At 73.3% G+C, this 21,943-nt stretch carries 22 protein-coding genes; 7 read left to right on the top strand and 15 right to left on the bottom strand.

Features of this window, described 5'->3' with window-relative positions:
- Positions 1-32: 32 nt before the first annotated feature.
- Positions 33-1,460 carry an argininosuccinate lyase gene (argH, locus tag OOK34_RS23185; protein ID WP_267035774.1) on the bottom strand — a complete coding sequence of 476 codons (1,428 nt, stop codon included), beginning with the start codon at positions 1,458-1,460 and terminating at the stop codon, positions 33-35.
- 94 nt (positions 1,461-1,554) lie between these two features.
- Complete coding sequence (locus OOK34_RS23180) at positions 1,555-2,748, bottom strand: argininosuccinate synthase (protein ID WP_267035773.1); 1,194 nt, start codon at positions 2,746-2,748, stop codon at positions 1,555-1,557.
- 166 nt (positions 2,749-2,914) lie between these two features.
- On the opposite strand from OOK34_RS23180, the gene OOK34_RS23175 reads away from it, so the two are divergent.
- Genes OOK34_RS23175 through OOK34_RS23165 form a run of 3 tightly spaced genes read left to right on the top strand, consistent with a single transcriptional unit; the run spans position 2,915 to position 5,667 of the window.
- Positions 2,915-4,348 carry a hypothetical protein gene (locus tag OOK34_RS23175; RefSeq protein WP_267035772.1) on the top strand — a complete coding sequence of 478 codons (1,434 nt, stop codon included), beginning with the start codon at positions 2,915-2,917 and terminating at the stop codon, positions 4,346-4,348.
- 44 nt (positions 4,349-4,392) lie between these two features.
- Positions 4,393-4,974, top strand: coding sequence for a pyridoxamine 5'-phosphate oxidase family protein (locus OOK34_RS23170; protein WP_267035771.1), 582 nt, complete (start codon positions 4,393-4,395; stop codon positions 4,972-4,974).
- Between the two features lie 18 nt (positions 4,975-4,992).
- On the top strand, positions 4,993-5,667 hold the full coding sequence (locus OOK34_RS23165) for a L,D-transpeptidase (protein ID WP_267036881.1): 675 nt from the start codon (positions 4,993-4,995) through the stop codon (positions 5,665-5,667).
- Positions 5,668-5,672: 5 nt separating this feature from the next.
- On the opposite strand, the gene OOK34_RS23160 is transcribed toward OOK34_RS23165, so the two are convergent.
- The 6 genes from OOK34_RS23160 to OOK34_RS23135 all read right to left on the bottom strand — a co-directional run bounded on the left by OOK34_RS23160 (position 5,673) and on the right by OOK34_RS23135 (position 11,311).
- Positions 5,673-6,209, bottom strand: coding sequence for an arginine repressor (locus tag OOK34_RS23160; protein ID WP_267035770.1), 537 nt, complete (start codon positions 6,207-6,209; stop codon positions 5,673-5,675).
- Between the two features lie 7 nt (positions 6,210-6,216).
- Entirely contained in the window at positions 6,217-7,422 is a 1,206-nt protein-coding gene (locus OOK34_RS23155) for an acetylornithine transaminase (RefSeq protein WP_267035769.1), read from the bottom strand.
- The gene (gene argB, locus OOK34_RS23150; RefSeq protein ID WP_267035768.1) at positions 7,419-8,327 is read right to left on the bottom strand and encodes an acetylglutamate kinase; all 909 of its coding nucleotides are present in this window, start codon (positions 8,325-8,327) and stop codon (positions 7,419-7,421) included. The genes OOK34_RS23155 and argB overlap by 4 nt, the downstream gene beginning before the upstream one ends.
- The gene (argJ, locus tag OOK34_RS23145; protein WP_267035767.1) at positions 8,324-9,481 is read right to left on the bottom strand and encodes a bifunctional glutamate N-acetyltransferase/amino-acid acetyltransferase ArgJ; all 1,158 of its coding nucleotides are present in this window, start codon (positions 9,479-9,481) and stop codon (positions 8,324-8,326) included. Before argJ ends, argB begins: the two co-directional genes overlap by 4 nt.
- Positions 9,478-10,506 (bottom strand): N-acetyl-gamma-glutamyl-phosphate reductase, encoded by a 1,029-nt coding sequence (argC, locus tag OOK34_RS23140; protein WP_267035766.1) that lies wholly within the window; start codon positions 10,504-10,506, stop codon positions 9,478-9,480. Before argC ends, argJ begins: the two co-directional genes overlap by 4 nt.
- Positions 10,507-10,603: 97 nt before the next feature.
- Positions 10,604-11,311 (bottom strand): hypothetical protein, encoded by a 708-nt coding sequence (locus OOK34_RS23135; protein ID WP_267035765.1) that lies wholly within the window; start codon positions 11,309-11,311, stop codon positions 10,604-10,606.
- A 253-nt stretch (positions 11,312-11,564) separates the two neighbouring features.
- Here OOK34_RS23135 and OOK34_RS23130 point away from each other — a divergent pair, with 253 nt between their 5' ends.
- A complete protein-coding gene (locus OOK34_RS23130; RefSeq protein ID WP_267035764.1) occupies positions 11,565-12,077 on the top strand; it encodes a hypothetical protein in 513 nt (170 codons plus the stop codon).
- Between the two features lie 29 nt (positions 12,078-12,106).
- Here OOK34_RS23130 and OOK34_RS23125 read toward each other — a convergent pair whose 3' ends face one another.
- From OOK34_RS23125 to OOK34_RS23115, 3 genes are all read right to left on the bottom strand, one after another.
- The gene (locus OOK34_RS23125; RefSeq protein WP_267035763.1) at positions 12,107-12,604 is read right to left on the bottom strand and encodes a GNAT family N-acetyltransferase; all 498 of its coding nucleotides are present in this window, start codon (positions 12,602-12,604) and stop codon (positions 12,107-12,109) included.
- Positions 12,601-13,371 carry an N-acetyltransferase gene (locus OOK34_RS23120; protein ID WP_267035762.1) on the bottom strand — a complete coding sequence of 257 codons (771 nt, stop codon included), beginning with the start codon at positions 13,369-13,371 and terminating at the stop codon, positions 12,601-12,603. The genes OOK34_RS23125 and OOK34_RS23120 overlap by 4 nt, the downstream gene beginning before the upstream one ends.
- 96 nt (positions 13,372-13,467) lie before the next feature.
- Complete coding sequence (locus OOK34_RS23115; protein ID WP_267035761.1) at positions 13,468-14,922, bottom strand: PLP-dependent aminotransferase family protein; 1,455 nt, start codon at positions 14,920-14,922, stop codon at positions 13,468-13,470.
- On the opposite strand from OOK34_RS23115, the gene OOK34_RS23110 reads away from it, so the two are divergent.
- Positions 14,921-15,838, top strand: coding sequence for a DMT family transporter (locus OOK34_RS23110; RefSeq protein ID WP_267035760.1), 918 nt, complete (start codon positions 14,921-14,923; stop codon positions 15,836-15,838). The genes OOK34_RS23115 and OOK34_RS23110 overlap by 2 nt on opposite strands.
- Positions 15,839-15,897: 59 nt before the next feature.
- Positions 15,898-16,113, top strand: a complete 216-nt coding sequence (locus OOK34_RS23105) for a DUF1918 domain-containing protein (RefSeq protein ID WP_267035759.1) — start codon at positions 15,898-15,900, stop codon at positions 16,111-16,113.
- A 1-nt stretch (position 16,114) separates the two neighbouring features.
- Here OOK34_RS23105 and OOK34_RS23100 read toward each other — a convergent pair whose 3' ends face one another.
- A complete protein-coding gene (locus tag OOK34_RS23100) occupies positions 16,115-17,413 on the bottom strand; it encodes a glycoside hydrolase family 10 protein (protein ID WP_267035758.1) in 1,299 nt (432 codons plus the stop codon).
- Positions 17,414-17,566: 153 nt separating this feature from the next.
- On the opposite strand from OOK34_RS23100, the gene OOK34_RS23095 reads away from it, so the two are divergent.
- The gene (locus tag OOK34_RS23095) at positions 17,567-18,469 is read left to right on the top strand and encodes a 3-hydroxybutyryl-CoA dehydrogenase (protein WP_267035757.1); all 903 of its coding nucleotides are present in this window, start codon (positions 17,567-17,569) and stop codon (positions 18,467-18,469) included.
- Between the two features lie 16 nt (positions 18,470-18,485).
- Here OOK34_RS23095 and OOK34_RS23090 read toward each other — a convergent pair whose 3' ends face one another.
- The 3 genes from OOK34_RS23090 to OOK34_RS23080 all read right to left on the bottom strand — a co-directional run bounded on the left by OOK34_RS23090 (position 18,486) and on the right by OOK34_RS23080 (position 21,893).
- Entirely contained in the window at positions 18,486-19,022 is a 537-nt protein-coding gene (locus OOK34_RS23090) for an NUDIX domain-containing protein (RefSeq protein ID WP_267035756.1), read from the bottom strand.
- A 53-nt stretch (positions 19,023-19,075) separates the two neighbouring features.
- Complete coding sequence (locus OOK34_RS23085) at positions 19,076-20,413, bottom strand: transcriptional regulator (RefSeq protein WP_267035755.1); 1,338 nt, start codon at positions 20,411-20,413, stop codon at positions 19,076-19,078.
- Positions 20,414-20,852: 439 nt separating this feature from the next.
- Entirely contained in the window at positions 20,853-21,893 is a 1,041-nt protein-coding gene (locus OOK34_RS23080) for a PP2C family protein-serine/threonine phosphatase (protein WP_267035754.1), read from the bottom strand.
- Positions 21,894-21,943 lie beyond the last annotated feature (50 nt).

The following is a 21,943-nucleotide window of genomic DNA, read 5'->3' as shown; positions in this document are numbered from 1 at the left end:
GGCTACTGCTGGTGGATCTCCTGCTTGTGGATCTACTGCTTGTGGATCGCCCAGGCGTGCTGGATGACCAGGTCGGCCTTCAGCTCGGTGAGCTGGACCGCGACCGCCGACGGGGCGGTGCCGCCGCGGCCGTTGCGGGAGGCCAGGGCCCCGGGGACGTTGAGGACCGTACGGACCTCGGGCGTGAGGTGCTCGGAGATCTTCGCGAACTGCTCGTCCGTCAGCTCGTCCAGCTCGATGCCGAGCCCCTCGCACTCCTTGACGCACTCGCCGGCCACCTCGTGCGCCACCCGGAAGGGCACGCCCTGCTTGACCAGCCACTCGGCGATGTCGGTGGCGAGCGAGAAGCCCGCCGGAGCCAGCTCCTCCATCCGCTCCCGGTTGACCGTGAGGGTGGCCATCATGCCGGTGAAGGCCGGCAGCAGCACCTCGAGGGTGTCGCAGGAGTCGAAGACCGGCTCCTTGTCCTCCTGGAGGTCCCGGTTGTAGGCCAGGGGAAGGGCCTTGAGCGTGGCGAGCAGGCCGGTCAGGTTGCCGATGAGGCGGCCCGACTTGCCGCGCGCCAGCTCCGCGATGTCCGGGTTCTTCTTCTGCGGCATGATCGACGAGCCGGTGGAGAAGGCGTCGTGGAGGGTGACGAAGGAGAACTCCTTCGTGTTCCAGAGGATGATCTCCTCCGCGATCCGGGACAGGTTGATCCCGATCATCGCGGTGACGAAGGCGAACTCGGCGACGAAGTCGCGGGAGGCCGTGCCGTCGATCGAGTTGCCGACCGAGCCCCGCTCGAAGCCCAGGTCGGCGGCGACCGCCTCCGGGTCCAGGCCGAGCGAGGATCCGGCCAGGGCGCCCGAGCCGTACGGGGAGACCGCGGTCCGGGTGTCCCACTGCCGCAGCCGCTCCGCGTCCCGGGACAGGGCCTGCACGTGCGCCAGTACGTGGTGGGCGAAGAGCACGGGCTGCGCGTGCTGGAGGTGGGTCCGGCCCGGCATCGCCACGTCCGGGTGCGCCTCGGCGAGGCCGACCAGCGCGTCCTGGAGGTCGGCGATCAGCCCGCCGATGATCCGCGCGTGGTCGCGCAGGTACATCCGGAAGAGGGTGGCCACCTGGTCGTTGCGCGAACGCCCCGCGCGCAGCTTGCCGCCGAGGTCGGGGCCGAGCCGCTCCAGCAGGCCGCGCTCGAGCGCGGTGTGGACGTCCTCGTCGGCGATGGTGCCGGTGAAGGAACCGTCGGCCACGGCGGCCTCGAGCTGGTTCAGGCCCGCGATCATGCGGTCGAGTTCCTCGGCCGTCAGCAGCCCCGCCTTCGCGAGCACACGGGCGTGGGCGCGCGAGCCGGCGATGTCGTACGGCGCGAGGCGCCAGTCGAAGTGGACCGACGCGGACAGCTTCGCGAGGGCCTCGGAAGGGCCGTCGGCGAACCGGCCGCCCCAGAGCCGGACGTCACCGTTGTTGCTGCTCACAGCTACTGCTCCTCATGAGGGTGGTGGTGCGGCGGCCTTCCCCTCCCCCAGCGGGGGGTGGCGGGGAGGCCGTCTCGGTACAGCGTCAAACGATTCAGGCGAGGTCGCGACGCGCTGCGATCTTCGAGGAGAGGCCGAAGATCTCGATGAAGCCCTGGGCCTTGGACTGGTCGAAGGTGTCGCCCGAGTCGTAGGTCGCCAGGTTGAAGTCGTACAGCGACCGGTCCGACCTGCGGCCGGTGACGACGGCGCGGCCGCCGTGCAGGGTCATCCGGATGTCACCGGTGACGTGCCGGCTGGCCTCGTCGATGAAGCCGTCCAGGGCCCGCTTGAGCGGGGAGAACCACAGGCCGTCGTAGACCAGCTCGCCCCAGCGCTGCTCGACCTGCCGCTTGTAGCGGGCCAGCTCGCGCTCGACGGTGACGTTCTCCAGCTCCTGGTGGGCGGTGATCAGCGCGATCGCGCCCGGGGCCTCGTACACCTCGCGGGACTTGATGCCGACGAGGCGGTCCTCGACGATGTCGATCCGGCCGACGCCCTGGGCTCCGGCCCGCTCGTTGAGCTGCTGGATCGCCTGGAGGACGGTGACGGGCCTGCCGTCGATGGCGACCGGGACGCCCGCCTCGAAGGAGATGACGACCTCGTCGGCCTCGCGCGGGAGGGCCGGGTCCGAGGTGTACTCGTATATGTCCTCGATCGGGGCGTTCCATATGTCCTCCAGGAAGCCCGTCTCGACGGCGCGCCCGAAGACGTTCTGGTCGATGGAGTACGGGGACTTCTTGGTGGTGGCGATCGGGAGGTCCGCCTTCTCGGCGAAGGCGATCGCCTTGTCCCGGGTCATGGCGTAGTCGCGGACCGGGGCGATGCAGGTGAGGTCGGGGCCGAGGGCGGCGATGCCGGCCTCGAAGCGGACCTGGTCGTTGCCCTTGCCGGTGCAGCCGTGGGCCACGATCGAGGCGTCGTGCTTGCGGGCGGCGGCGACGAGGTGCTTGACGATCGCCGGCCGGGAGAGCGCGGAGACCAGCGGGTAGCGGTCCATGTAGAGGGCGTTCGCCTTGATGGCCGGGAGGCAGTACTCCTCTGCGAACTCGTTCCTGGCGTCGGCGACCTCGGCCTCGACGGCGCCGCAGGCGAGAGCGCGCTTGCGGATGACGTCCAGGTCCTCGCCGCCCTGGCCGACGTCCACGGCGACGGCGATGACCTCGGCGCCCGTCTCCTCGGCGATCCAGCCGATGGCGACGGAGGTGTCAAGGCCGCCTGAATAGGCGAGTACGACGCGCTCGGCCACGGATCTCTCCCTTACGGTGCAAACAAGAACAGGCATAACTATGCATTGCTCCGTATGTTTCGTCAATCGAGTCGGCCCGCCACGCCGCTGACCAGCCCGGATATCAGGAGCGTGGCCCGCGGGCCGCCGCCTACGATCAGCGGGCAAGGCGATCCGGGGAGGGCACATGCGGGGCACAGGGCAGGACGCGCAACGGGGGCGCGCCGTGGCGGCGGCGCTCCTGCGCGGGCAGGGCGGCCTCGCCGGGAGCCTCGCCGGGAGCGGGCCGGAAGCCTGGATCGCCTTCGACCAGGAGGTGCGGCGCCTGGGCTCCCACCCGGACACCGCGCTCCGCAGCACCCGGATCGAGGCCCGCCTGTGCGACCCCGACGGGCGGATCCGCGCGTCCGCGCTCGCCGCGTGGCGCAATCCCCCGCTGCCGCTCGTCCTGATCCGTTGCGCCGACTGGGTCCCGCAGGTCCGGGACCGGGCCCGCAGGGTGCTGGGCCGGGCGGTGGCCAACAATCCCCCCGGCGCCCGGTACCGGACCCGCAGGCTGCTGGGTCAGGAGGTGGCCGACGATTCCGCCCACGCGCTGACCGAACTCACCCCCCTCGTCATCCGACTGGGCGGCCGCGAGCACGGCACCTGGGCACTGGAGCAGATGGAGGCCGCCCTGAGCGGCCGGTACACCCTCCTGGCCGCCTGGTGGCGCCCGGGACAGGCCGCGACGACCTGGAGCTGGAACTCGCTGACCCCCAAGCAGCGCGGGGCCATGCTGGAGCGCCTCAGGAAGAGCACCGACCTGCCGACCCGCCGCTTCGCCACCCGCCTCACCCTCGCCACCGGGCAGTTCGGCGTACGGGAGTTCGCCCGGGGGGCCGCCGTGGAGCACGACCCGTGGTCGAGCCGGATGTGGACCGACGCCGCCCTGGCGGCGATGGCCGCCGACGGGCCGGACGACGAGGCGATCGACATCCTGCTCGGCGGACGCCGCCCGATGGTCCGGGCCGCCGGGGTCACCGCCCTGCGCGGGGCCGGCCGGTCGGCGCAGGCCGCGGAGCACCTGGCCGACCGGTCCGCCATGGTCCGGGCCTGTGCCCGCTGGCTCGTGCGCCAGGACGGCGGCGACCCGTACGCGCACTACCTCGGGCTCGTCACGGACCCGGAGCGCGTGAGCCGGTACGCGGTGGCCGGCTTCTGCGAGTGCGCCCGGCGCGACGACACACCGCTGCTGCACGCCCTGCTGGACCATCCCGCCGACGCGGTACGGGCGGCCGCCCTGGCCGGGCTGCGCCACCTGGACGCCACCACCCCCGACGCGGTCCTGCTCGCGATGCTGGACGACCCGTCGGCGTCGGTGACCCGCGAGGCCGGGCTCTGCCTGCGCCCCGTGGCCCGGCGGCTGGACCCGGGCGCGCTGGCCGCGCGCACCGCCCCGGAACGGCCCGCGCACACCCGCAGGGCCGCGTTCCGTCTACTGCGCGCCCAGGGCGGAATCGCCGCGCTCCAGGCCTCCGTGGCCCTGTCGGTGGACCCCGACCCGGACCTGCGCCGGCTCGTGGATCCGAAGGTGCGCCGGTTCGTGGCGGACACGCTGCTGGACGACTGGTCCCCCTGAGATCGTCCTGGCCTGAAGCGACCGTTCCGGCCAATAATTCGATCATGGGAAAGCTCTACGAAACGATCAACGGCCGACTGCGCGAGTTCATCGAGGAACAGCCGGTCTTCTTCACCGCGACCGCCCCGCTCACCGGTGACGGCCACGTCAACCTGTCCCCCAAGGGACGCGCCGGGACCCTCGTCGTCATCGACGACCGGACCCTGGCCTACCTCGACTTCGGCGGCAGCGGCGCCGAGACGATCGCGCACGTCCGCGAGAACGGCCGGATCACGCTCATGTGGTGCGCCTTCTCCGGCCCGCCCAACATCGTGCGCATCCACGGCGACGGCGAGGCGGTCTTCCGCGACGACCCCCGCTGGGGTGAGCTGATCGGCCTCTTCGGCGAAGCCGACGGGCCCGCCGCGCGGGCGGTGATCCTGGTGCACGCCCGGCGGATCGCGGACGTGTGCGGCTTCGCCGTCCCCCTGATGGAGTACCAGGGCGAACGCACCCTCCACGCGGAGTACTTCGGCCGCAAGACGGACGAGGAGTTCGCCGAGTACTGCGAGAAGAAGGAGCACATCGGATCCAGCGTCGACGGCCTGCCTGCGCTGCCGCTGCCCCTGCCTGCCCGTACCGTCTGACACGTGCTGCGTACCGCTCTGCTCGCCGGCTCGCTGATCCTCGCCGCCCTGTGGCCCCCCGGGCCCGATCCGCTGCCCGCCCGCCTCGCCGACACCGGTGGCGGCAGCCAGCTGATCACCGCCGTCGCTCCCGCGCCCGGCTCCACGACGGGTCTGCTGACCTGGTGGGACCGGCGCGCGGGCCACTGGTTCGAGGCCGGCAGCGCGCCCGCCCGGTTCGGCGCGAACGGCCTGACCGAGGGCGCCACCCGGACCCAGGGCACGAACACCACCCCGACGGGCCTGTACGCGCTGCCGTACGCCTTCGGCATCGCGCACGCGCCGGCCGGAACGGCGTACCGGTACCGGCGGGTGACGGACCGTTCGTGGTGGTGCCAGGACAACGCCTCCGCCGCCTACAACCGGTGGACCGAGCCGCTGCCGCCCGACTGCGCGCCGGCCGAGGCCGAGCACCTGGTGACGTACGAGGAGCAGTACGCGCACGCCCTGGTCATCGGCTTCAACTACGACCGGCCCGTACGCGGCCGCGGCGCGGGCATCTTCCTGCACGTGGACGGCAAGGGCGCGACGGCCGGCTGCGTCTCCGTACCGGAGGGGGCGATCCGCGAGATCCTGCGCTGGGCGAACCCGCGCCGGCACCCGCACATCGCGATCGGCACGGAATCCGGCCCCCTCGCCGTGACCCGGTACTAAGGGGTCTAGCCCTCCTTCTGCGCGAGGCGCAGGAGGTGGTCGGCCAGGGCCTGGCCGCCGGCCGGGTCGCGGCTGATGAGCATCAGGGTGTCGTCGCCCGCGATGGTGCCGAGGATCGACTGGAGTTCGGCCTGGTCGATCGCCGAGGCGAGGAACTGGGCCGCGCCGGGCGGGGTGCGCAGGACCACGAGGTTCGCGGAGGCCTCCGCCGAGATCAGCAGTTCACCGGAGAGGCGCCGCATCCGCTCCTCCTTCGCCGACTCGCCCAGCGGGGCCTGCGGGGTGCGGAAGCCGCCCTCGCTGGGAACCGCGTAGATCAGCTCGCCGCCGGTGTTGCGGATCTTCACCGCGCCCAGCTCGTCGAGGTCCCGGGAGAGCGTCGCCTGGGTGACGCTCAGCCCGTCGTCGGCGAGCAGTTTGGCCAGCTGGCTCTGGGAGCGGACCGGCTGGCGGTTGAGGATGTCCACGATCCGGCGGTGGCGGGCGGTGCGGGTCTGCGGGACGGACGGACCGGTCTGCTCGTGTTCCTGCGCCTGGCTCATCGTCGTCTCATTCTCCGGATCGTCCCGCTTCGTCGAGGATGCCGGGAAGTGCCCGGACGAACGCGTCGACCTCGGTCTCGGTGATGACGAACGGGGGCATCAGCCGTACGACGTCCGGTGCGGGCGCGTTGACCAGGAATCCGGCCTTCTGGGCCGCGAGCTGCACCTGCGGTGCGAGCGGCTCCGTCAGCACGATACCCAGCAACAGCCCCGACCCGCGGACGTGGGAGACCAGCCCGTGCCCGGAGGCTTCGATTCCGGAGCGCAGCCGCTCGCCCCGGGCCTTGACCTGGTCGAGCAGTCCCCCGGCGGCGATGGTGTCGATCACCGCGAGGCCGGCGGCGCAGGCGACCGGGTTCCCGCCGAAGGTGGTGCCGTGCTGGCCGGGCTGGAGCAGGTCGGCGGCCGGGCCGAAGGCGGCCACGGCGCCGATCGGCAGACCGCCGCCCAGACCCTTCGCGAGCGTGACGAGGTCGGGCTCGACCCCCTCGTGCTGCTGGTACTCGAACCAGCTGCCGCAGCGGCCGATGCCGGTCTGCACCTCGTCGAGGACGAGCAGCGTCCCGGTGGCCCGGGTGATCTCGCGGGCGGCCGTCAGGTACCCGGCGGGCGGGACGGCGACGCCGATCTCGCCCTGGATGGGCTCGATGAGGACGAAGGCGGTCTCCTCGGTGACGGCGGCCCGCAGGGCCTCCACATCGCCGTAGGGGACGTGCGTGACATCGCCGGGCAGCGGCCGGAAGGGCTCCTGCTTCGCCGGCTGGCCGGTGAGCGCGAGGGCGCCCATGGTCCGGCCGTGGAAGCCGCCGTCGGTGGCGACCATGTGGGTCCGCCCGGTCAGCCGGCCGATCTTGAAGACGGCCTCGACCGCTTCCGCACCGGAGTTGCAGAAGAAAATCCGCCCCTCGCGGCCGAAGAGCTGGAGCAGCCGCTCGCCGAGCGCCAGGACGGGCTCGGAGGCGTAGAGGTTGGAGACGTGGCCCAGGGTGGTGATCTGGTGCGTGACGGCGGCGACGATCGCCGGGTGGGCGTGCCCGAGGGCGTTCACCGCGATCCCGCCGACGTAGTCGGTGTATTGCTTGCCGTCCGCGTCCCAGACCTGCGCGCCTTCGCCGCGTACGAGGGCCAGCGCGGGGGTGCCGTAGTTGTTGGTCAGCGCGCCCTGCCAGCGCGCCGCGTACCGCTGGTTGCCGGTCTCCTGGTCGCCGCTCACGTGCTGTCCCCTCCCTGTGCGTCGGGCACGACCATCGTGCCGATTCCCTCGTCGGTGAAGATCTCCAGCAGGATCGAGTGCTGGACCCGCCCGTCGATCACGCGGGCGGTGCTGACGCCGCCGCGCACCGCGTGCAGGCAGCCCTCCATCTTCGGCACCATGCCGCTGGACAGCTCGGGCAGCAGCTTCTCCAGCTCGCTGACGGTGAGCCGGCTGATGACCTCGTCGCTGTTGGGCCAGTCCGCGTAGAGGCCCTCGACGTCGGTGAGGACCATCAGCGTCTCGGCGCCGAGCGCGGCCGCGAGCGCCGCGGCGGCCGTGTCGGCGTTCACGTTGTAGACGTGGTGGTCGTCGGCGCTGCGCGCGATGGAGGAGATGACCGGGATCCGGCCGTCCGCGAGGAGGGCCTCGATCGCGCCGGTGTCGATGGCGGTGATCTCGCCGACCCGGCCGATGTCGACGGGCTCGCCCTCGATCTTCGGGGTGTGCTTGGTGGCGGTGATGGTGTGGGCGTCCTCGCCGGTCATGCCGACGGCGAGCGGGCCGTGCTGGTTGAGCAGCCCGACCAGCTCCCGCTGGACCTGGCCCGCCAGGACCATCCGTACGACGTCCATCGCCTCCGGGGTGGTGACGCGCAGGCCCGCCTTGAACTCGCTGACCAGGCCCTGCTTGTCGAGCTGGGCGTTGATCTGCGGGCCGCCGCCGTGCACCACGACGGGCTTGAGGCCCGCCTGGCGCAGGAAGACCACGTCCTGGGCGAAGGCCGCCTTCAGGTCCTCGTCGATCATGGCGTTGCCGCCGAACTTGATGACGACGATCTTGCCGTTGTGCCGGGTGAGCCAGGGCAGGGCCTCGATGAGGATCTCTGCCTTGGGCAGCGCGGTGTGCTTCCTCGCAGTGCTCATGAGCTGTACGCGCTGTTCTCGTGGACGTACTCGGCGGTCAGGTCGTTGGCCCAGATGACGGCCGACTCGGTGCCGGTGGACAGGTCGGCGGTGATGTGGACCTCGCGGTCCTTCATGGACACCAGGTCGCGGTCCTCGCCGACGGAGCCGTTCTTGCAGACCCAGACGCCGTTGATGGCGACGTTCAGCCGGTCCGGGTCGAAGGCGGCGCTGGTGGTGCCGATGGCGGAGAGCACCCGGCCCCAGTTGGGGTCCTCGCCGTGGATGGCGCACTTGAGCAGGTTGTTGCGGGCGATGGACCGGCCGACCTCGACGGCGTCCTGCTCGCTGGCCGCGCCGATCACCTCGATGCGGATGTCCTTGCTGGCGCCCTCGGCGTCGCCGATCAGCTGGCGGGCGAGGTCGTCGCAGACGGTCCGTACGGCGTCCGCGAAGTCCGCGTACGGCGGCACCTGGCCGGACGCGCCGGAGGCGAGCAGCAGCACGGTGTCGTTGGTGGACATGCAGCCGTCGGAGTCGACCCGGTCGAAGGTGGTGCGGGTCGCGTCCCGCAGCGCCTTGTCGAGGGTGGCGCTGTCCAGGTCGGCGTCGGTGGTGAGGACGACGAGCATGGTGGCCAGGCCCGGGGCGAGCATGCCCGCGCCCTTGGCCATGCCGCCGACGGTCCAGCCCCCCTGGGAGACGGTGGCCGTCTTGTGCACGGTGTCGGTGGTCTTGATGGCGATGGCGGCGTCCTCGCCACCGTCGGCGCTGAGGGCGGCGGCGGCCGTCTCGATGCCGGGGAGCAGCTTGTCCATGGGGAGCAGGACGCCGATCAGGCCGGTGGAGGCCACCGCGATCTCGCCGGCGTTGTGCTCTCCGCCCAGGGCCTCGGCCACCTTCTCGGCGGTGGCGTGGGTGTCCTGGAAGCCCTTGGGGCCGGTGCAGGCGTTGGCGCCGCCGGAGTTCAGGACGACCGCGCTGACCGTGGCGCCGCGCAGGACCTGCTCGGACCAGCGAACGGGGGCGGCCTTGACGCGGTTGGAGGTGAAGACGCCCGCGGCGGCCAGTCTCGGCCCGTTGTTGACCACGAGGGCCAGGTCGGGGTTGCCGTTCGCCTTGATCCCGGCGGCGATGCCCGCCGCCGTGAATCCCTGTGCAGCCGTCACGCTCACGGCGCCACTCCAATCGTGGAAAGACCCAGCGCCTCGGGGAACCCGAGGGCGATGTTCATGCTCTGCACCGCGCCGCCGGCGGTGCCCTTGGTCAGGTTGTCGATCGCGCTGATGGCGATGATCCGCTGGGCGGACTCGTCGTAGGCGACCTGGACGTGGACGGCGTTGGAGCCGTACACCGCCTTGGTGGTGGGCCACAGGCCCTCGGGGAGGAGCCGGACGAAGGGCTCGTCGGCGTACGCCTTCTCGTAGGCGGCGCGCAGCGTCTCCGCGGTGGTGCCGGGGAGGGCCTTGGCGGAGCAGGTGGCGAGGATGCCGCGCGGCATGGGCACGAGGTTCGCGGTGAAGGAGACGGAGACCCGCTCCCCGGCGAGCGGGGAGAGGTTCTGCACCATCTCGGGCGTGTGCCGGTGGACGCCGCCGACGCCGTACGGGGTCACGGTGCCCATCACCTCGGAGCCGAGCAGGTGCGGCTTGAGGGCCTTGCCCGCGCCGGAGGTGCCGGTGGCGGCGACGATCACGGCCTCCGGCTCGGCGAGGCGCGCCTGGTAGGCGGGGTAGAGCGCGAGCGAGACGGCGGTGGGGAAGCAGCCGGGCACGGCGATGCGCCTGGTGCCCGCCAGGGCGGCGCGGCCGCCGGGCAGCTCGGGGAGCCCGTACGGCCAGGTGCCGGCGTGCGGGGCGCCGTAGAACTTGTCCCAGTCGGCGGAGTCCTTCAGCCGGTGGTCGGCGCCCATGTCGACGACGAGCACCTCGTCGCCGAGCTGGGCGGCGACGGCGGCGGACTGTCCGTGCGGCAGCGCCAGGAAGACGACATCGTGGCCGGCGAGGACCTCGGGGGTGGTCGCCTCCAGGGTCCGGCCGGCGAGCGGGACGAGGTGCGGCTGGAGGGGACCGAAGGGCTGTCCGGCGTTGGAGTGCCCGGTCAGCGCGCCGATCTCGACCTCGGGGTGCGAGAGCAGCAGGCGCAGGACTTCACCGCCCGCGTATCCGCTCGCTCCGGCCACCGCTACACGTACCACCATCGGACCCTCCTCCTCGATGGCATGACTATACGTACCTATGCAGTTTTATGCAAAGGACTTCTTCCAGTGGCCGGACAGCGCGCCCGGGGTGCCCGCGCTACTTGCAGAACTTGGCCGCTGCGGCGGCGGCTCCTTCGGTGTAGCCCTGGAGCCACTCGGGGTCGGGGGCCACGGCGGTCTTCGGGGGCTTGGTGTCGCAGGTCTGCTGGACGGTGTCGTAGCCCTTCTTGTAGCCCTGGTCGTGCTGTGACAGCTTCCCGGGGTCCTGGCCGGTGTTCTGGCCGCCGCAGAAGGTCTTGGCCGCGAGCGCGGCACCGGCGTTGTAGCCGTCCGTCCAGTTCTGGTCGGGCGGGAGCGCCGTCTTGGGCGGCTTGGCCTCGCAGTTGGCCTTGATGGCCTGGAAGCCCTGCCGGTAGCCCTTGTCGTACTCGGCCTTGGCGTTGGTGTCCGGCTGCTGCTGGTCCTGCGGCTTCGCCGGGGTGCCGCCGGCGCACGCGACGCCGTCGACCGTGTACGTGCCCGCGGGGAGGCCGTTGATCTGGAAGTTGCCGCCGGCGGGCACGTTGAACTGCGGGTTGCTGTACCCGTTGTCGCCCTTGATGGCCACCGTTTCCTTGCCCGTGAACCCCTTGCCGGTGATCTTCACGGCCGTCGGCGGCTTGCTGTAGGCGTCGGGGGCGACCGTGCACGTCCCGGCGGGTGCGCGTGCGGGCGCGTCCGGGGTCTGGGCGAACGCGGCCGGCCCCATCACAAGGGAGGAGACCAGCAGTGGCGCGAGGGCGGACAGCCGTGCGCTTGTCCTCATAGCCATCACTTCCGTCGGGGCAGGGCGAGGTGGGCATTCCTCTCTCCCCGGGAAGCAGAAGGTGCCTATCTCGTTTCCATGCTCCCGCGCCTCATCGGGGGTGTCGACCGGGCGGGCGCCCGGTGAACGGGGGCCGGAAAGCCGCCGCTCGCTATACTTGGAGGCCAAGAATTCCAGCGTGCCCGCCGCCCCGGAAACCGGCCCTGTCCTCGCACTTTCGCGGACCTGCGCTTTCACGGAACGGGAATTCGACATGATGAAACGGCACACACGTCTGGCAATCCCCACCGCCCTGTTCGCCGCCGCGGTCCCGCTCGGCACCGCCCCGCCGCCCGCCACGGCCTCCTCCGGCGTCCTGCCCACCGCCTCGTGCACCGCGGCCGTCAACCCCGCGAACCCGGCCCAGCTGATCCTGACCGTGTCGGGGTTCAGCGGTGACCTGAAGGTGACGGAGACGGGCGGCAAGTACAAGATGATCATCCACAAGGGGACCCCGACGATCACCGTCCCCCAGGGGACCTACACCGTGCAGTGGGCCAACGCGCCCACCCCGGCCGAGAACCAGCTGACGGCCTGCACCACGACGGCGGATGCCCGGACGCAGGCCCAGGACCAGTACCAGCTCGGCTACCGGCAGGGCCTCTCGGACGGCCTGAGCCACTGCATGAAGCTGAACCCGCAGGACGACAAGGATCCGAACTACCGCAAGGGCTACGACGCCGGAGTCGCGCTCGCCCTCGTGAGCGAGCGCTGCAAGGCGCCTTAGGCCGTCTCTTCCGGATCATGCCGTCCGGCTCAGCACTCCCGCTCGTACTCGACCTGTTCGAGCGGGCGGCCGTCACCGAAGTCCGTGCCCCGCACCGCGCCGGTCCCGGCGAAGCCGCACTTGGCGTAGAAGCGGCGGGACCGCGGAGTGTCCCGCAGGGTCCACAGGTGGGCACGGGCGAATCCGTCCGCGCGCAGCCGGGCCAGCGTGGCTTCCATGAGCACGGCGGCGACGCCGCTGCCCCAGCCGTCGGGGTGCGCGTAGAAGCTGAGGATCTCCGCGAGACCCGGACGGGTCCCGGAGGCGGAGGACCAGGACATGGCCAGGGGGCGGCCGCCGGCCTCGGCCAGCAGCAGCGTCCCCGGGGCCTCCACGAGCCGCGCGTGCCAGCGGGTGCGCCGGCTGCGGATGCCCTCGGCGGCGAACTCCGGATCGAAGAAGGGCGCGTACGCGGCCTCCCAGGCGGCGGCGTGGATCTCGCCGAGGGTGTCACCGTCGCCCGGGCCTGCGGCGCGGACCGCGATCATCCGGACACTGCCCCGGCGGCGCCCAGCGGGTGGCGGACCCAGACGTTCGGCTCCAGGTAGACCGCGCGGTCGTGCTCCGGGTCGCAGTGGACCGGGCTGAGCGCCCCGGGTACGCGGACCGGGCCCGCCGTGTCGAAGGGCAGTCCGGTCCACTCGCGCCACTGGGCGAGCGTGCCGCTGATGGTCATCGAGACGGGGGCCACCGAGTCGACGACCGCCCCCGCCCGCACGTGGACCCGCAGCCACGGGTCGTACGGCAGCCCGTCCTCGCGGGTGCGGTACGCGTACTCCGCCATCGGGGTGTCGGGCTCGGCGTGCTTGCCGCTCGGCCGGAGCGGGGCCACGACCTCCGCGAACCCGGCAGCGCGGGCGCCCTCGCGCATGGCGGCCAGCATCCGGCCGGAGAGGCCCTCGCCCTGCCGGCCGACGGCGATGCTGATCTCCAGGGCGCTGACCGTGTCGGGCCGGATCCCGCGCCGCTGGTCGGAGAAGGCCCACATCAGGACCCGGTCCCAGCCCTGCCCGGGCAGCGCCCCGCCGCGCTCCGGCGTGTGCAGGGCGAAGGGGACACTGAAGGCCCGGGCCACCACCTCATCGCCGTCGGTGGCGACGAAGACGTACTCGGGGAACTCCGCGACCAGGCGCGGGTAGAGCAGCCAGGCGATCGGGTCGTGCCGGGCGAACTCCGGCCAGGAGTCCTCCATGTCCCAGAGCCGGGGGCCCAGTTCGGGTCGGCGGGCCAGGGAGGTGATCTCGATCTCGGTCATACCGGCAGGCTAGGGGGGCTCCCGCCGCAGCTCAACGGGGTTTAGGAGGCACCCGCGCCCGCACCCGCACCGCGCCCGCCTCCGCGCCCGCCTTCCCTACGTCCCGCCCAGGAACCCGCCCGGCAGCCCGCCCCGCAGCCGCTGGACGGCCTCCACCAGGTCCCCCGGGCCCGACACCCCGGCGAAGCTCAGCCGGACGTACGCGGCCGGCGGTTCCGCGCAGAAGTACGGGCGGCCCGGGGTGACCGCGACCCCGGCGCGCAGGGCGGCCGCCGCGAAGCCGGCGTCGTCGCCGCTCCCGCCGGGGCGCACCCACAACTGGTAGCCCCCCGAGGGCAGGTGCGGCAGCTCGGCGCCGGGCAGCTCCCGCCGCAGGGCCCCCGCGAGCACGTCGCGCCGGTGGCGCAGCTCGGCGGCGACGGCCCTCAGGTGGCGCGGCCAGGCGGGCGCGCCGACCAGTTCGAGCGCGGCCTCCTGGAGCGGCCGGGGCACGAAGAAGGTGTCGACCACCTGGATGGCCCGCAGCCGGTCCAGCACCGGGCCCCGGGCGGCGAGCGCGCCGACCCGCAGGCTGGGCGAGGTGGCCTTGGTCAGGGACCGTACGTGGACCACCACCCCGTCGGAGTCCTGGGCGGCCAGCGTCGGGGGCAGCGGCCCGGCGTCCTCGTGGGCCAGGTTCCGCGCGTAGTCGTCCTCGACCACGAAGGCCCCGGCGGCCCGGGCGATGCGCAGCACCTCTGCGCGCCGCTCGGCGGACAGCACGGCGCCGGTCGGGTTCTGGAACAGCGGCTGGCATACGAAGACCCGTGCGCCGGTGGCTTCGAAGGCGGCGGCCAGCAGCTCCGGCCGGACCCCCTCGGCGTCCACCGGGACGGGTACGGGCCGGCAGCCGGAGGCGCGGGCGATGGCCAGCAGGCCCGGGTAGGTCGGCGACTCGACCAGGATCGGCGCCCCGGGCGGGGCCAGCGCCCGCACGGCGGTGTTCAGCGCGCTCTGGCCGCCCGCGGTGATCAGTACGTCGGCGGCGCCCACCGATCCCACCGCGCCCCCGATCTCCCGGGCGAACCAGTCGCGCAGCTCGGGCAGCCCCTCCATGGGCGGCCGCCCCCACGCCCCCGGCCGGCGTCCGGCGCGGGCCAGGGCCGCCGCCATGGCCCGCTCGGGCTGGAGCGAGGGGTGCAGGTAGCCGCCGTTGAGCTCGATGACCCCGGGCGGGGGCACGGCCAGGGAGTGCAGCACCCCGGCGGCGTCCACGGAGCGCGGGGCCACCTCGCCGGCCCCTTCGGCGCTGAGGGCGACCTCCTGCCAGGAGGTGTCCCCGGGCGCGGGGTCCGTCGTACGCGGGCGGGCCCGGAAGGCCCCGGCGCCGGGGCGGGTGACGACGAGCCCCTCGGCGGCGAGCTGCGCGAGGGCCCGGGAGACGGTGACGGGGCTGACCCGGTAGCGCTCGACCATGGCCCGGCTGGACGGCAGCTTTCCACCTACTGGATAGCGGTCGAGTTCCGATCGCAGGGATTCTGCCAGCTCGGCCACACTGCTACGCTCATACATGACAGCACAGAATAGCGCTACTCGCCCGACCTCGATAGCAGTCCAGGTGACAGGCCGGACCGGCGCGCGCAGCGGCACCGCCCTCGCGATGCTCGGTGTCGTCACCTTCTCGCTGACCTTCCCCGCCACCGCCTGGGGACTGGAGAGCTTCGGCCCCTGGTCGCTCGTCGCCCTGCGCAGCGTCCTGGCCGCCGCCATCGCGGGCGTCTTCCTGCTGGCCGGTCGGGTGTCGCTGCCCGCCCGTGAGCACTGGGCCGGGCTCGCCGTCGTCGCGGCGGGAGTGGTGGTCGGCTTCCCGCTGCTGACCACCCTGGCGCTGCGGACCTCCACCACCTCGCACGCCGCCGTGGTGGTGGGGCTGCTGCCGCTCACCACCGCCGCCTTCTCGGCGGTGCGTACGGGCAACCGCCCGTCGGGCCGGTTCTGGGCGGCGGCCGTCGCCGGGGCCGTGGTGATCCTGGGCTTCACCCTCGCCCAGAGCGGCGGCGCCCCGTCCACCGGGGACGCCTACCTGTTCGGAGCGCTGCTGGTGTGCGCGGCCGGCTACACCGAGGGCGGGCGCCTGGCCCGCGTACTGCCGGGCTGGCAGGTGGTCGGCTGGGCGCTGGTGCTGTGCCTGCCCCTGACGCTGGCCGGCGCGGCGGTCGCGCTCGCCTCCGAGCCGGTGCACCTGACCTGGCACGGAGCGGCCGGCCTGATCTGGGTGGCGGCCGGCTCGAACTTCGTCGGGCTGTACGTCTGGTACCGCGGGATGGCCGAGATCGGCGCGCCGCGCGCCAGCCAGCTCCAGCTCGCCCAGCCGCTGCTGACCCTGGTCTGGTCGGTCGCCCTGCTGGGCGAGCACCTGTCCCCGGCCACCCCGCTGGCCGCCTGCGCGGTCCTGGTCTGCATCACCGTGACCCAACGGGTCAAATAGCTCCGGATCGGCCTAAACTTCTAGCACCGGATCGGACCGGCTCCGAGGGAGGTCAGCAGATGCGCGCGACCGAGGGCGACCAGCTGGTGCAGCACGGCAGGGTCGTTGGCCAGCACGACAGGGTGGGCGAGATCGTCGAGGTCCTGGGCGAGAACGGCGCCCCTCCGTACCGGGTCCACTTCCCGGACGGGCACGACGCCGTCATGTCCCCCGGCCCCGACTGCGTCGTCCGCCACCCGGACGAGCCCGCGGGCAAGCCCGACACCTGGCGCTGACTCAGCGCGGCGGCACAGCCGTCGGGTAGTGGTCGGACACGACCCTGGCCAGCGCTCCATTGGGGTCCGCGGCCACGTGCTTCGCCGAGAAGTAAACGTGGCCGCGGACCTCCGCGTACCGGCGGGCGAAGGTCAGGTGCCGGGACAGCTCCGCGGGATCGCGCCAGGCGGCGGTGGAGCTGCGGGCGTCGCAGCGGTACAGCGCCTCGCCCACGTACAGGTCCACCCCCGTGCCGGCGACCGTCCGCGCCCACCAGGGCACGATCGCGGCGTAGTCGGCCTGCGGGTGCCCGATGTGCCAGTACGCCTGCGGGGCGATGTAGTCGATCCAGCCCTCCAGGACCCACTTGCGGGTGTCCGCGTAGAGGTCGTCGTACGTCTGCAGCGCCCGCGTGGCCGAGCCGAGCGGGTCGGTGCCCTGGTTGCGCCAGACCGCGAAGGGGCTGACGCCGAACCGGGCCGCCGGGCGGACGGTGCGCAGCCGCCTCGACATCTCGTACACCAGGCTGTCGGTGTTGTGGCGGCGCCAGTCGGCGCGGGAGCCGAAGGAGCCCCCGTACTCCGCATAGGCCTCGTCGTCGTCGAAGTACTCCCCGGTGACCGGGTAGGGGTAGAAGTAGTCGTCCCAGTGCACCCCGTCGACGGGGTAGCGGGAGACGGCGTCGAGCATCGCCTCCTGAACGAAGGCCCGCACCTCGGGCAGTCCGGGGTTGTAGTAGAGCTTGCCGCCGTACGGGACGGCCCAGCCGGGGTTGCGGCGCGCCGGGTGCGAGGCGGCCAGGCGGGAGGGGTCCGTGTGGTTGGCCACCCGGTACGGGTTGAACCAGGCGTGCAGCTCCAGCCCCCGCGCGTGCGCCTCGGTGACCGCCGTGCCCAGCGGGTCCCAGCCCGGGTCCCGGCCCTGCACCCCGGTCAGCCACTGGGACCAGGGCTCGCGCGCCCCGGGCCACAGGGCGTCGGCGGCCGGCCGGACCTGGAGGACCACCGCGTTGAGCCGGCGCCGCACGGCGGTGTCGAGGAGCGCGATCAGCTCCGCGCGCTGCTCCCGGGCGGTCAGCCCGCTCTCGGAGGGCCAGTCCACGTTCTGTACGGTGGCGATCCACATCCCCCGGAACTCCGCGGCCCCGGCCCGGCGGCCGGTGGCGGGCCGCGCCGGGAGCACCCCCGGCGGCCCCGGCGGCCCGGGCGGCCCCGCCGGCCCGCTTGCCGGACCTTGCGCTGCCGCCGCCGGTCCCGCCGCGGTGGCGGCCAGTGCCCCCGCGGCTCCTGCCAGCAGCTCCCGCCGACCGATGTACGCCATGTGACGACTCCGTTCCGCTCCGTGACAATGCTCTGCGTGCGCCCAGCATGCCCGCCCCGCCCCGCCGCCAAAGGCAACGCGGGAGTAACGTCGGGGGGCGTGGCGGGCGCCGGAGTGCAGTTACCACTGCCGAACACGGGGGACCCGCGATGGATGAGCAGCGAAAGGCACGATGTGACGGACCTCTCTACCCTCCCGACCGACATCGCACGGGTCGGCGTGGTGGGCTGCGGCCAGATGGGCGCGGGCATCGCCGAGGTGTGTGCCCGCAGCGGTCTTGAGGTGAAGGTCGCCGAGACCACCGGCGAGGCCCTGGAGATCGGGCGGACCCGGCTGCACAACTCCCTGACCAAGGCCGCCGAACGCGGCAAGATCAGCGAGGAGGAGCGGGACGCCACCCTGGCCCGCCTCACCTTCACCACCGATCTCGGCGAGTTCGCCGACCGCGACCTCGTCATCGAGGCGGTCGTCGAGAACGAGCAGGTCAAGACGGAGATCTTCCAGGTCCTCGACCAGGTGATCACCCGCCCGGACGCGATCCTCGCCTCCAACACCTCCTCGATCCCGCTGGTCAAGCTGGCCGTCGCGACCTCGCGGCCGGACCAGGTCATCGGCATCCACTTCTTCAACCCGGCGCCGGTGCAGAAGCTGGTCGAGCTGATCCCCGCGCTGACCACGGGCGAGGAGACGGTCAAGCGGGCCGAGGCCCTGGTGCGGGACGTGCTCGGCAAGCACGCCGTCCGCGCCCAGGACCGGTCCGGCTTCGTCGTCAACGCGCTCCTCGTCCCGTACCTGCTGTCCGCGATCCGGATGTTCGAGTCGGGCATCGCGAGCCGCGAGGACATCGACAACGGCATGGAGCTGGGCTGCGCCCACCCGATGGGCCCGCTCAAGCTGTCCGACCTGATCGGCCTCGACACCATCGCCTCGATCGCCGATTCGATGTACGCCGAGTACAAGGAGCCGCTGTACGCCGCTCCCCCGCTGCTCCAGCGGATGGTCGACGCGGGCCGCCTCGGCCGCAAGACGGGCTCGGGCTTCTACCCGTACGGCTGAAGCTCCCCGGCCGTCCCTACGGGCGTCCGAGCCTGAGGTGGTGCAGCAGGAGCAGCCCGGCCGCCATGTTGGCGGCCGGGACCTCCCCGCGCGCGATCAGGTCCGGGACGAGTTTGAGCGGGACCCACTCGCGGCGCGAGGACTCGAAGCCGTCCTCCGGTTCCCCGACGTACGCGGCCCCGTCCGCCCAGTAGAGGTGGTGGCGGGCGTCGGTCAGCCCGTTGGAGGGCTCCACGGTCATCAGGTGGTGGAGCGGGCCCGGCCGCCAGCCCGACTCCTCCTCCATCTCCCGGGCGGCCGCCGCCTCGACGGACTCGCCGTCCTCGACCACCCCGGCGGGCAGCTCCCAGCCCCAGCTGTCGGTAATGAACCGGTGCCGCCACAGCAGCAGCACCTCGTCGGCCTCGTTGACGGCCGTGGCGACGGCGACCGGCCGCAGCCGGATGACGAAGTGGTCCAGGTGCCGGCCGTCGGGGAGTTCCACGTCCGCGAGGTTCACGTCGAACCAGCGGTTCTTGTACACGGTCTGCTCACTCAGGTTCGTCCACTGCACGGTAGTGCCACCTTCCGCATCCGTTGGTGGCAACATGGCAGCAGTTCGTGCCCTCACAGGGGAACGCGCAGTGCCCCGTCGATGAGTTGCGCGGTCTCCTCGGCTCCGGAGCATCCGCTGGTCAGCAGCTGTTCCCGGACCGCCCGCAGCCGGTCCCGCAGGCGCAGCGACTCCATCCCCTTGGCCCGCTCGGCCATTTCGGCCGCCGAGGCCACCGCCCGGTCCGCCTCCCCCTGGCGCAACTGGATCTCGCACAGCATCGCGAGGCGGTGCACCCGCCCCCGGTCGTGCGCCGGGGTGCCGACGGCCTCGGCCGCCTGCTCGTGCGCGCCGTCGAGGTCCCCCAGGCTGAGCAGCGCCTCGGCCACCTGGACGTTGACCAGCCCGGGCTGTACGTAGCCGGTCTCGTCGGGCTCCGTACCGGGCCGGATCCGCTCGGCGGCCGCCTCGGCGCGCCGGATGCAGGCCAACGCGGCCGTGGTGTCCCCGAGTTGCGCGTAGGCCTTGGCCTGCATCGCGTACAGGTCGGCGGCGAGCGCCGGGGTGGTGTCCCGGCCGGCGGCGCGCAGCGCGGCCTCGGCGAAGGCCACGGCCTGGCGGTGCTCCCGCAGGTGCAGCGACTGGTTGACCAGCAGCGCGATCACGTACGCCCCGAGCCCCCGGTCCCCGCTGGCCTTGGCGAGCCGCAGCGCCTGGTGGAAGTAGCGCTGGGCGAGGCCGTGGGCGTCGGAGTCGTACGCGCAGATCCCCGCGACCGCCACCAGGGACCCGGTGGCCCGGTGCAGCGGGCGGCCCACCTCGTCGGAGTAGCTCCCGCGCAGCATGGGGGCGGTCTCGCTGCCGAGGAAGCGCACGATCCGGGCCCGGGTGGCCATCCCGCCGGCCCGGCGGTACATCAGCTCGTAGTGCGCCCGGGCGGCCCGCAGGATCTCGATGTGCTCGGGCCCGATCCGGTGCGGGCCCTCCCGGGACACGTCGGCGTCCTCGGGCGGGTTCTCCCACTCCCACACCGGGATGACGGCCGGGGTGCCGGTGAGCGCCTGCGCCGTGAGCTGTGCGGGCCGGCCCAGCTCGTCGGAGCGCCACAGGGCGGTGGCGCGGTCGACGAAGCCGCTGAGCCGGGTGGTGTGCGGGGTCGGCTGTCCGGGGATCCCGAGGCCGATGTCGTCGAGGCCGACGGGCCGGTGCAGCCGCCCGCCGAGCACCTCGCAGATCAGGTCGGGCACCTGGCCGCGGGGGCGCTGCCCCTTCAGCCAGCGGGAGACCGCGGTGTGTTCGTAGCGCAGCGCGAGTCCGCGGGACCGGCCCGCCTGGTTGACATGCGCGGCGAGTCCGGCGTGGGACATGCCCGCCTCGGCGAGGAGGGCATCGAGCAGGGCGTTGGGCTGCATGGGCCCCTCCAAGGGCTCGTCGGAATCAGGCTAGTGCGTGAGCGGTGCGCGCGGGGGCGTTCCGCGTTTGATTCACACGGGGTGTGAAACGAGTACGCGCATAAATGCGATACGCACCCTGCCGCGCGGGGGCCTTCCGGCGCTTCACTTAAGAGCCTCGCCAAGGAGGCCGCCAGGGTCGTCGGCTCCCCCTCGTACAGTGCGACGACCCGGCACCGCGCCGCCCGCCCCTGCTGTCTGCCCGACACTCCATGGCAGGCGCGGGCGGCGCACCACGGCTCCGCCGGGGCCCGGTTGGTCGCCGGGCCCCGCCGGAGCCGGGCCGAATCCGCACCGGGCCCGTCCACCGGCCCGGTGCGGAGTGGCCCGTCGGTCGCACCGCCCCGTCCGGGCCGTACCACTCCCCCCGGCCCACGGGGCGGGGCACCGCCGGACCCGTTCAGGCGCGGTCGTTGCGCAGCACCAGGAGGGCGACGTCGTCGGCGAGCCGCCCTCCGGTGTGGCGCAGCAGCGCGGCGTGCACGCCCGCCACCAGCCGGGCGGGCGTGGGCGCCGGAGTCTGCGCGAGGACACTGCCCAGCGGGAAGAAGCGGCCCCGCCGGTCCCGGGCGTCCTCGATGCCGTCGGTGTGCAGGACCAGCGTCTCGCCGGGCCGCAGCGCCGCGCAGGGGTGCGGGCGGACGTCGAGGGGCAGGGGCACCACCCCGAGCGGGGGCAGGGTCTCGCCCCCGGCCAGCGGCCGCACGTACGCGCCCCGCCGCGCGGAGCCGCTCCCCGCCCCGCACTTGCTCCGCTTCCCGGAGGCTACGCCCGACGCCTCGAACTCCGACGCCTCGAACTCCGACGCCTCGAACCCCGGCGAGGCCGGCGCCCCGCAGGGCTCCCGGGCGGGGACGGCGGCCGGGCTCAGCCGGTGGGGCCAGGGGTGGCCGCAGTTCAGGGCCAGGACCGAATCGTCCGCCGCGATCTGGAGCAGCAGCACCGTCACGAACTCCTCCCCCGCCGGCGCGCCCGGCTGCCGGCGCTGGTACCGCTGGAGGGAGCGTTCCATCCGGCGCAGGACCCCGCCCAGCGCGGGCTCGTCGTACGCCGCCTCGCGGAAGGAGGCGAGCACCGCCGCGGCCGCCCCCAGCGCGGGCAGCCCGTGGCCCCGTACGTCCCCGATCACCACCCGCACCCCGTACGCCGTCGGCAGCACCTCGTACAGGTCCCCGCCCACGGACAGCTGCGCCCCGGACACCGCGAGGCAGCCGGCCCGGGGCGGCAGGGGGCGCTGGAGCACCCGTCGCGCGGCTCCCGCGAGTTCCCGCGAGCGCCGCAGTTCGGCCACGAGCCCCGACCGGACGTGCAGCGCGCCGCCGGCGGCGAGGAGCAGGAAGGCCGCGCACGTCGCGAGGCCCGGCCCCAGCGGCCCCGGGGAGGCCAGCTCCCAGGACACCGCGGCGCCGCCCCAGACGAGGACGCACACCCGGCGGATCATCCGTAGGTCGCTCCCTCCGGCTCGACAGCCGGAACGATTGTGTCGACCTC

It is taken from the genome of Streptomyces sp. NBC_00091, assembly GCF_026343185.1.
GTDB lineage: Bacteria > Actinomycetota > Actinomycetes > Streptomycetales > Streptomycetaceae > Streptomyces.
Note: the sequence above shows the minus strand (reverse complement) of the source record. Positions and strands in the feature narration are given on the sequence as shown.

Bases quoted from the DNA above. Each gene is read 5' to 3' on its own strand.
- OOK34_RS23175 (WP_267035772.1), top strand. From the start codon at position 2,915: ATGCGGGGCACAGGGCAGGACGCGCAACGGGGGCGCGCCGTGGCGGCG.
- OOK34_RS23170 (WP_267035771.1), top strand. From the start codon at position 4,393: ATGGGAAAGCTCTACGAAACGATCAACGGCCGACTGCGCGAGTTCATC.
- OOK34_RS23160 (WP_267035770.1), bottom strand. From the start codon at position 6,209: ATGAGCCAGGCGCAGGAACACGAGCAGACCGGTCCGTCCGTCCCGCAG.
- argB (WP_267035768.1), bottom strand. From the start codon at position 8,327: ATGAGCACTGCGAGGAAGCACACCGCGCTGCCCAAGGCAGAGATCCTC.
- argC (WP_267035766.1), bottom strand. From the start codon at position 10,506: ATGGTGGTACGTGTAGCGGTGGCCGGAGCGAGCGGATACGCGGGCGGT.
- OOK34_RS23135 (WP_267035765.1), bottom strand. From the start codon at position 11,311: ATGAGGACAAGCGCACGGCTGTCCGCCCTCGCGCCACTGCTGGTCTCC.
- OOK34_RS23130 (WP_267035764.1), top strand. From the start codon at position 11,565: ATGATGAAACGGCACACACGTCTGGCAATCCCCACCGCCCTGTTCGCC.
- OOK34_RS23125 (WP_267035763.1), bottom strand. From the start codon at position 12,604: ATGATCGCGGTCCGCGCCGCAGGCCCGGGCGACGGTGACACCCTCGGC.
- OOK34_RS23120 (WP_267035762.1), bottom strand. From the start codon at position 13,371: ATGACCGAGATCGAGATCACCTCCCTGGCCCGCCGACCCGAACTGGGC.
- OOK34_RS23110 (WP_267035760.1), top strand. From the start codon at position 14,921: ATGACAGCACAGAATAGCGCTACTCGCCCGACCTCGATAGCAGTCCAG.
- OOK34_RS23115 (WP_267035761.1), bottom strand. From the start codon at position 14,922: ATGTATGAGCGTAGCAGTGTGGCCGAGCTGGCAGAATCCCTGCGATCG.
- OOK34_RS23105 (WP_267035759.1), top strand. From the start codon at position 15,898: ATGCGCGCGACCGAGGGCGACCAGCTGGTGCAGCACGGCAGGGTCGTT.
- OOK34_RS23100 (WP_267035758.1), bottom strand. From the start codon at position 17,413: ATGGCGTACATCGGTCGGCGGGAGCTGCTGGCAGGAGCCGCGGGGGCA.
- OOK34_RS23095 (WP_267035757.1), top strand. From the start codon at position 17,567: ATGAGCAGCGAAAGGCACGATGTGACGGACCTCTCTACCCTCCCGACC.
- OOK34_RS23085 (WP_267035755.1), bottom strand. From the start codon at position 20,413: ATGCAGCCCAACGCCCTGCTCGATGCCCTCCTCGCCGAGGCGGGCATG.
- OOK34_RS23080 (WP_267035754.1), bottom strand. From the start codon at position 21,893: ATGATCCGCCGGGTGTGCGTCCTCGTCTGGGGCGGCGCCGCGGTGTCC.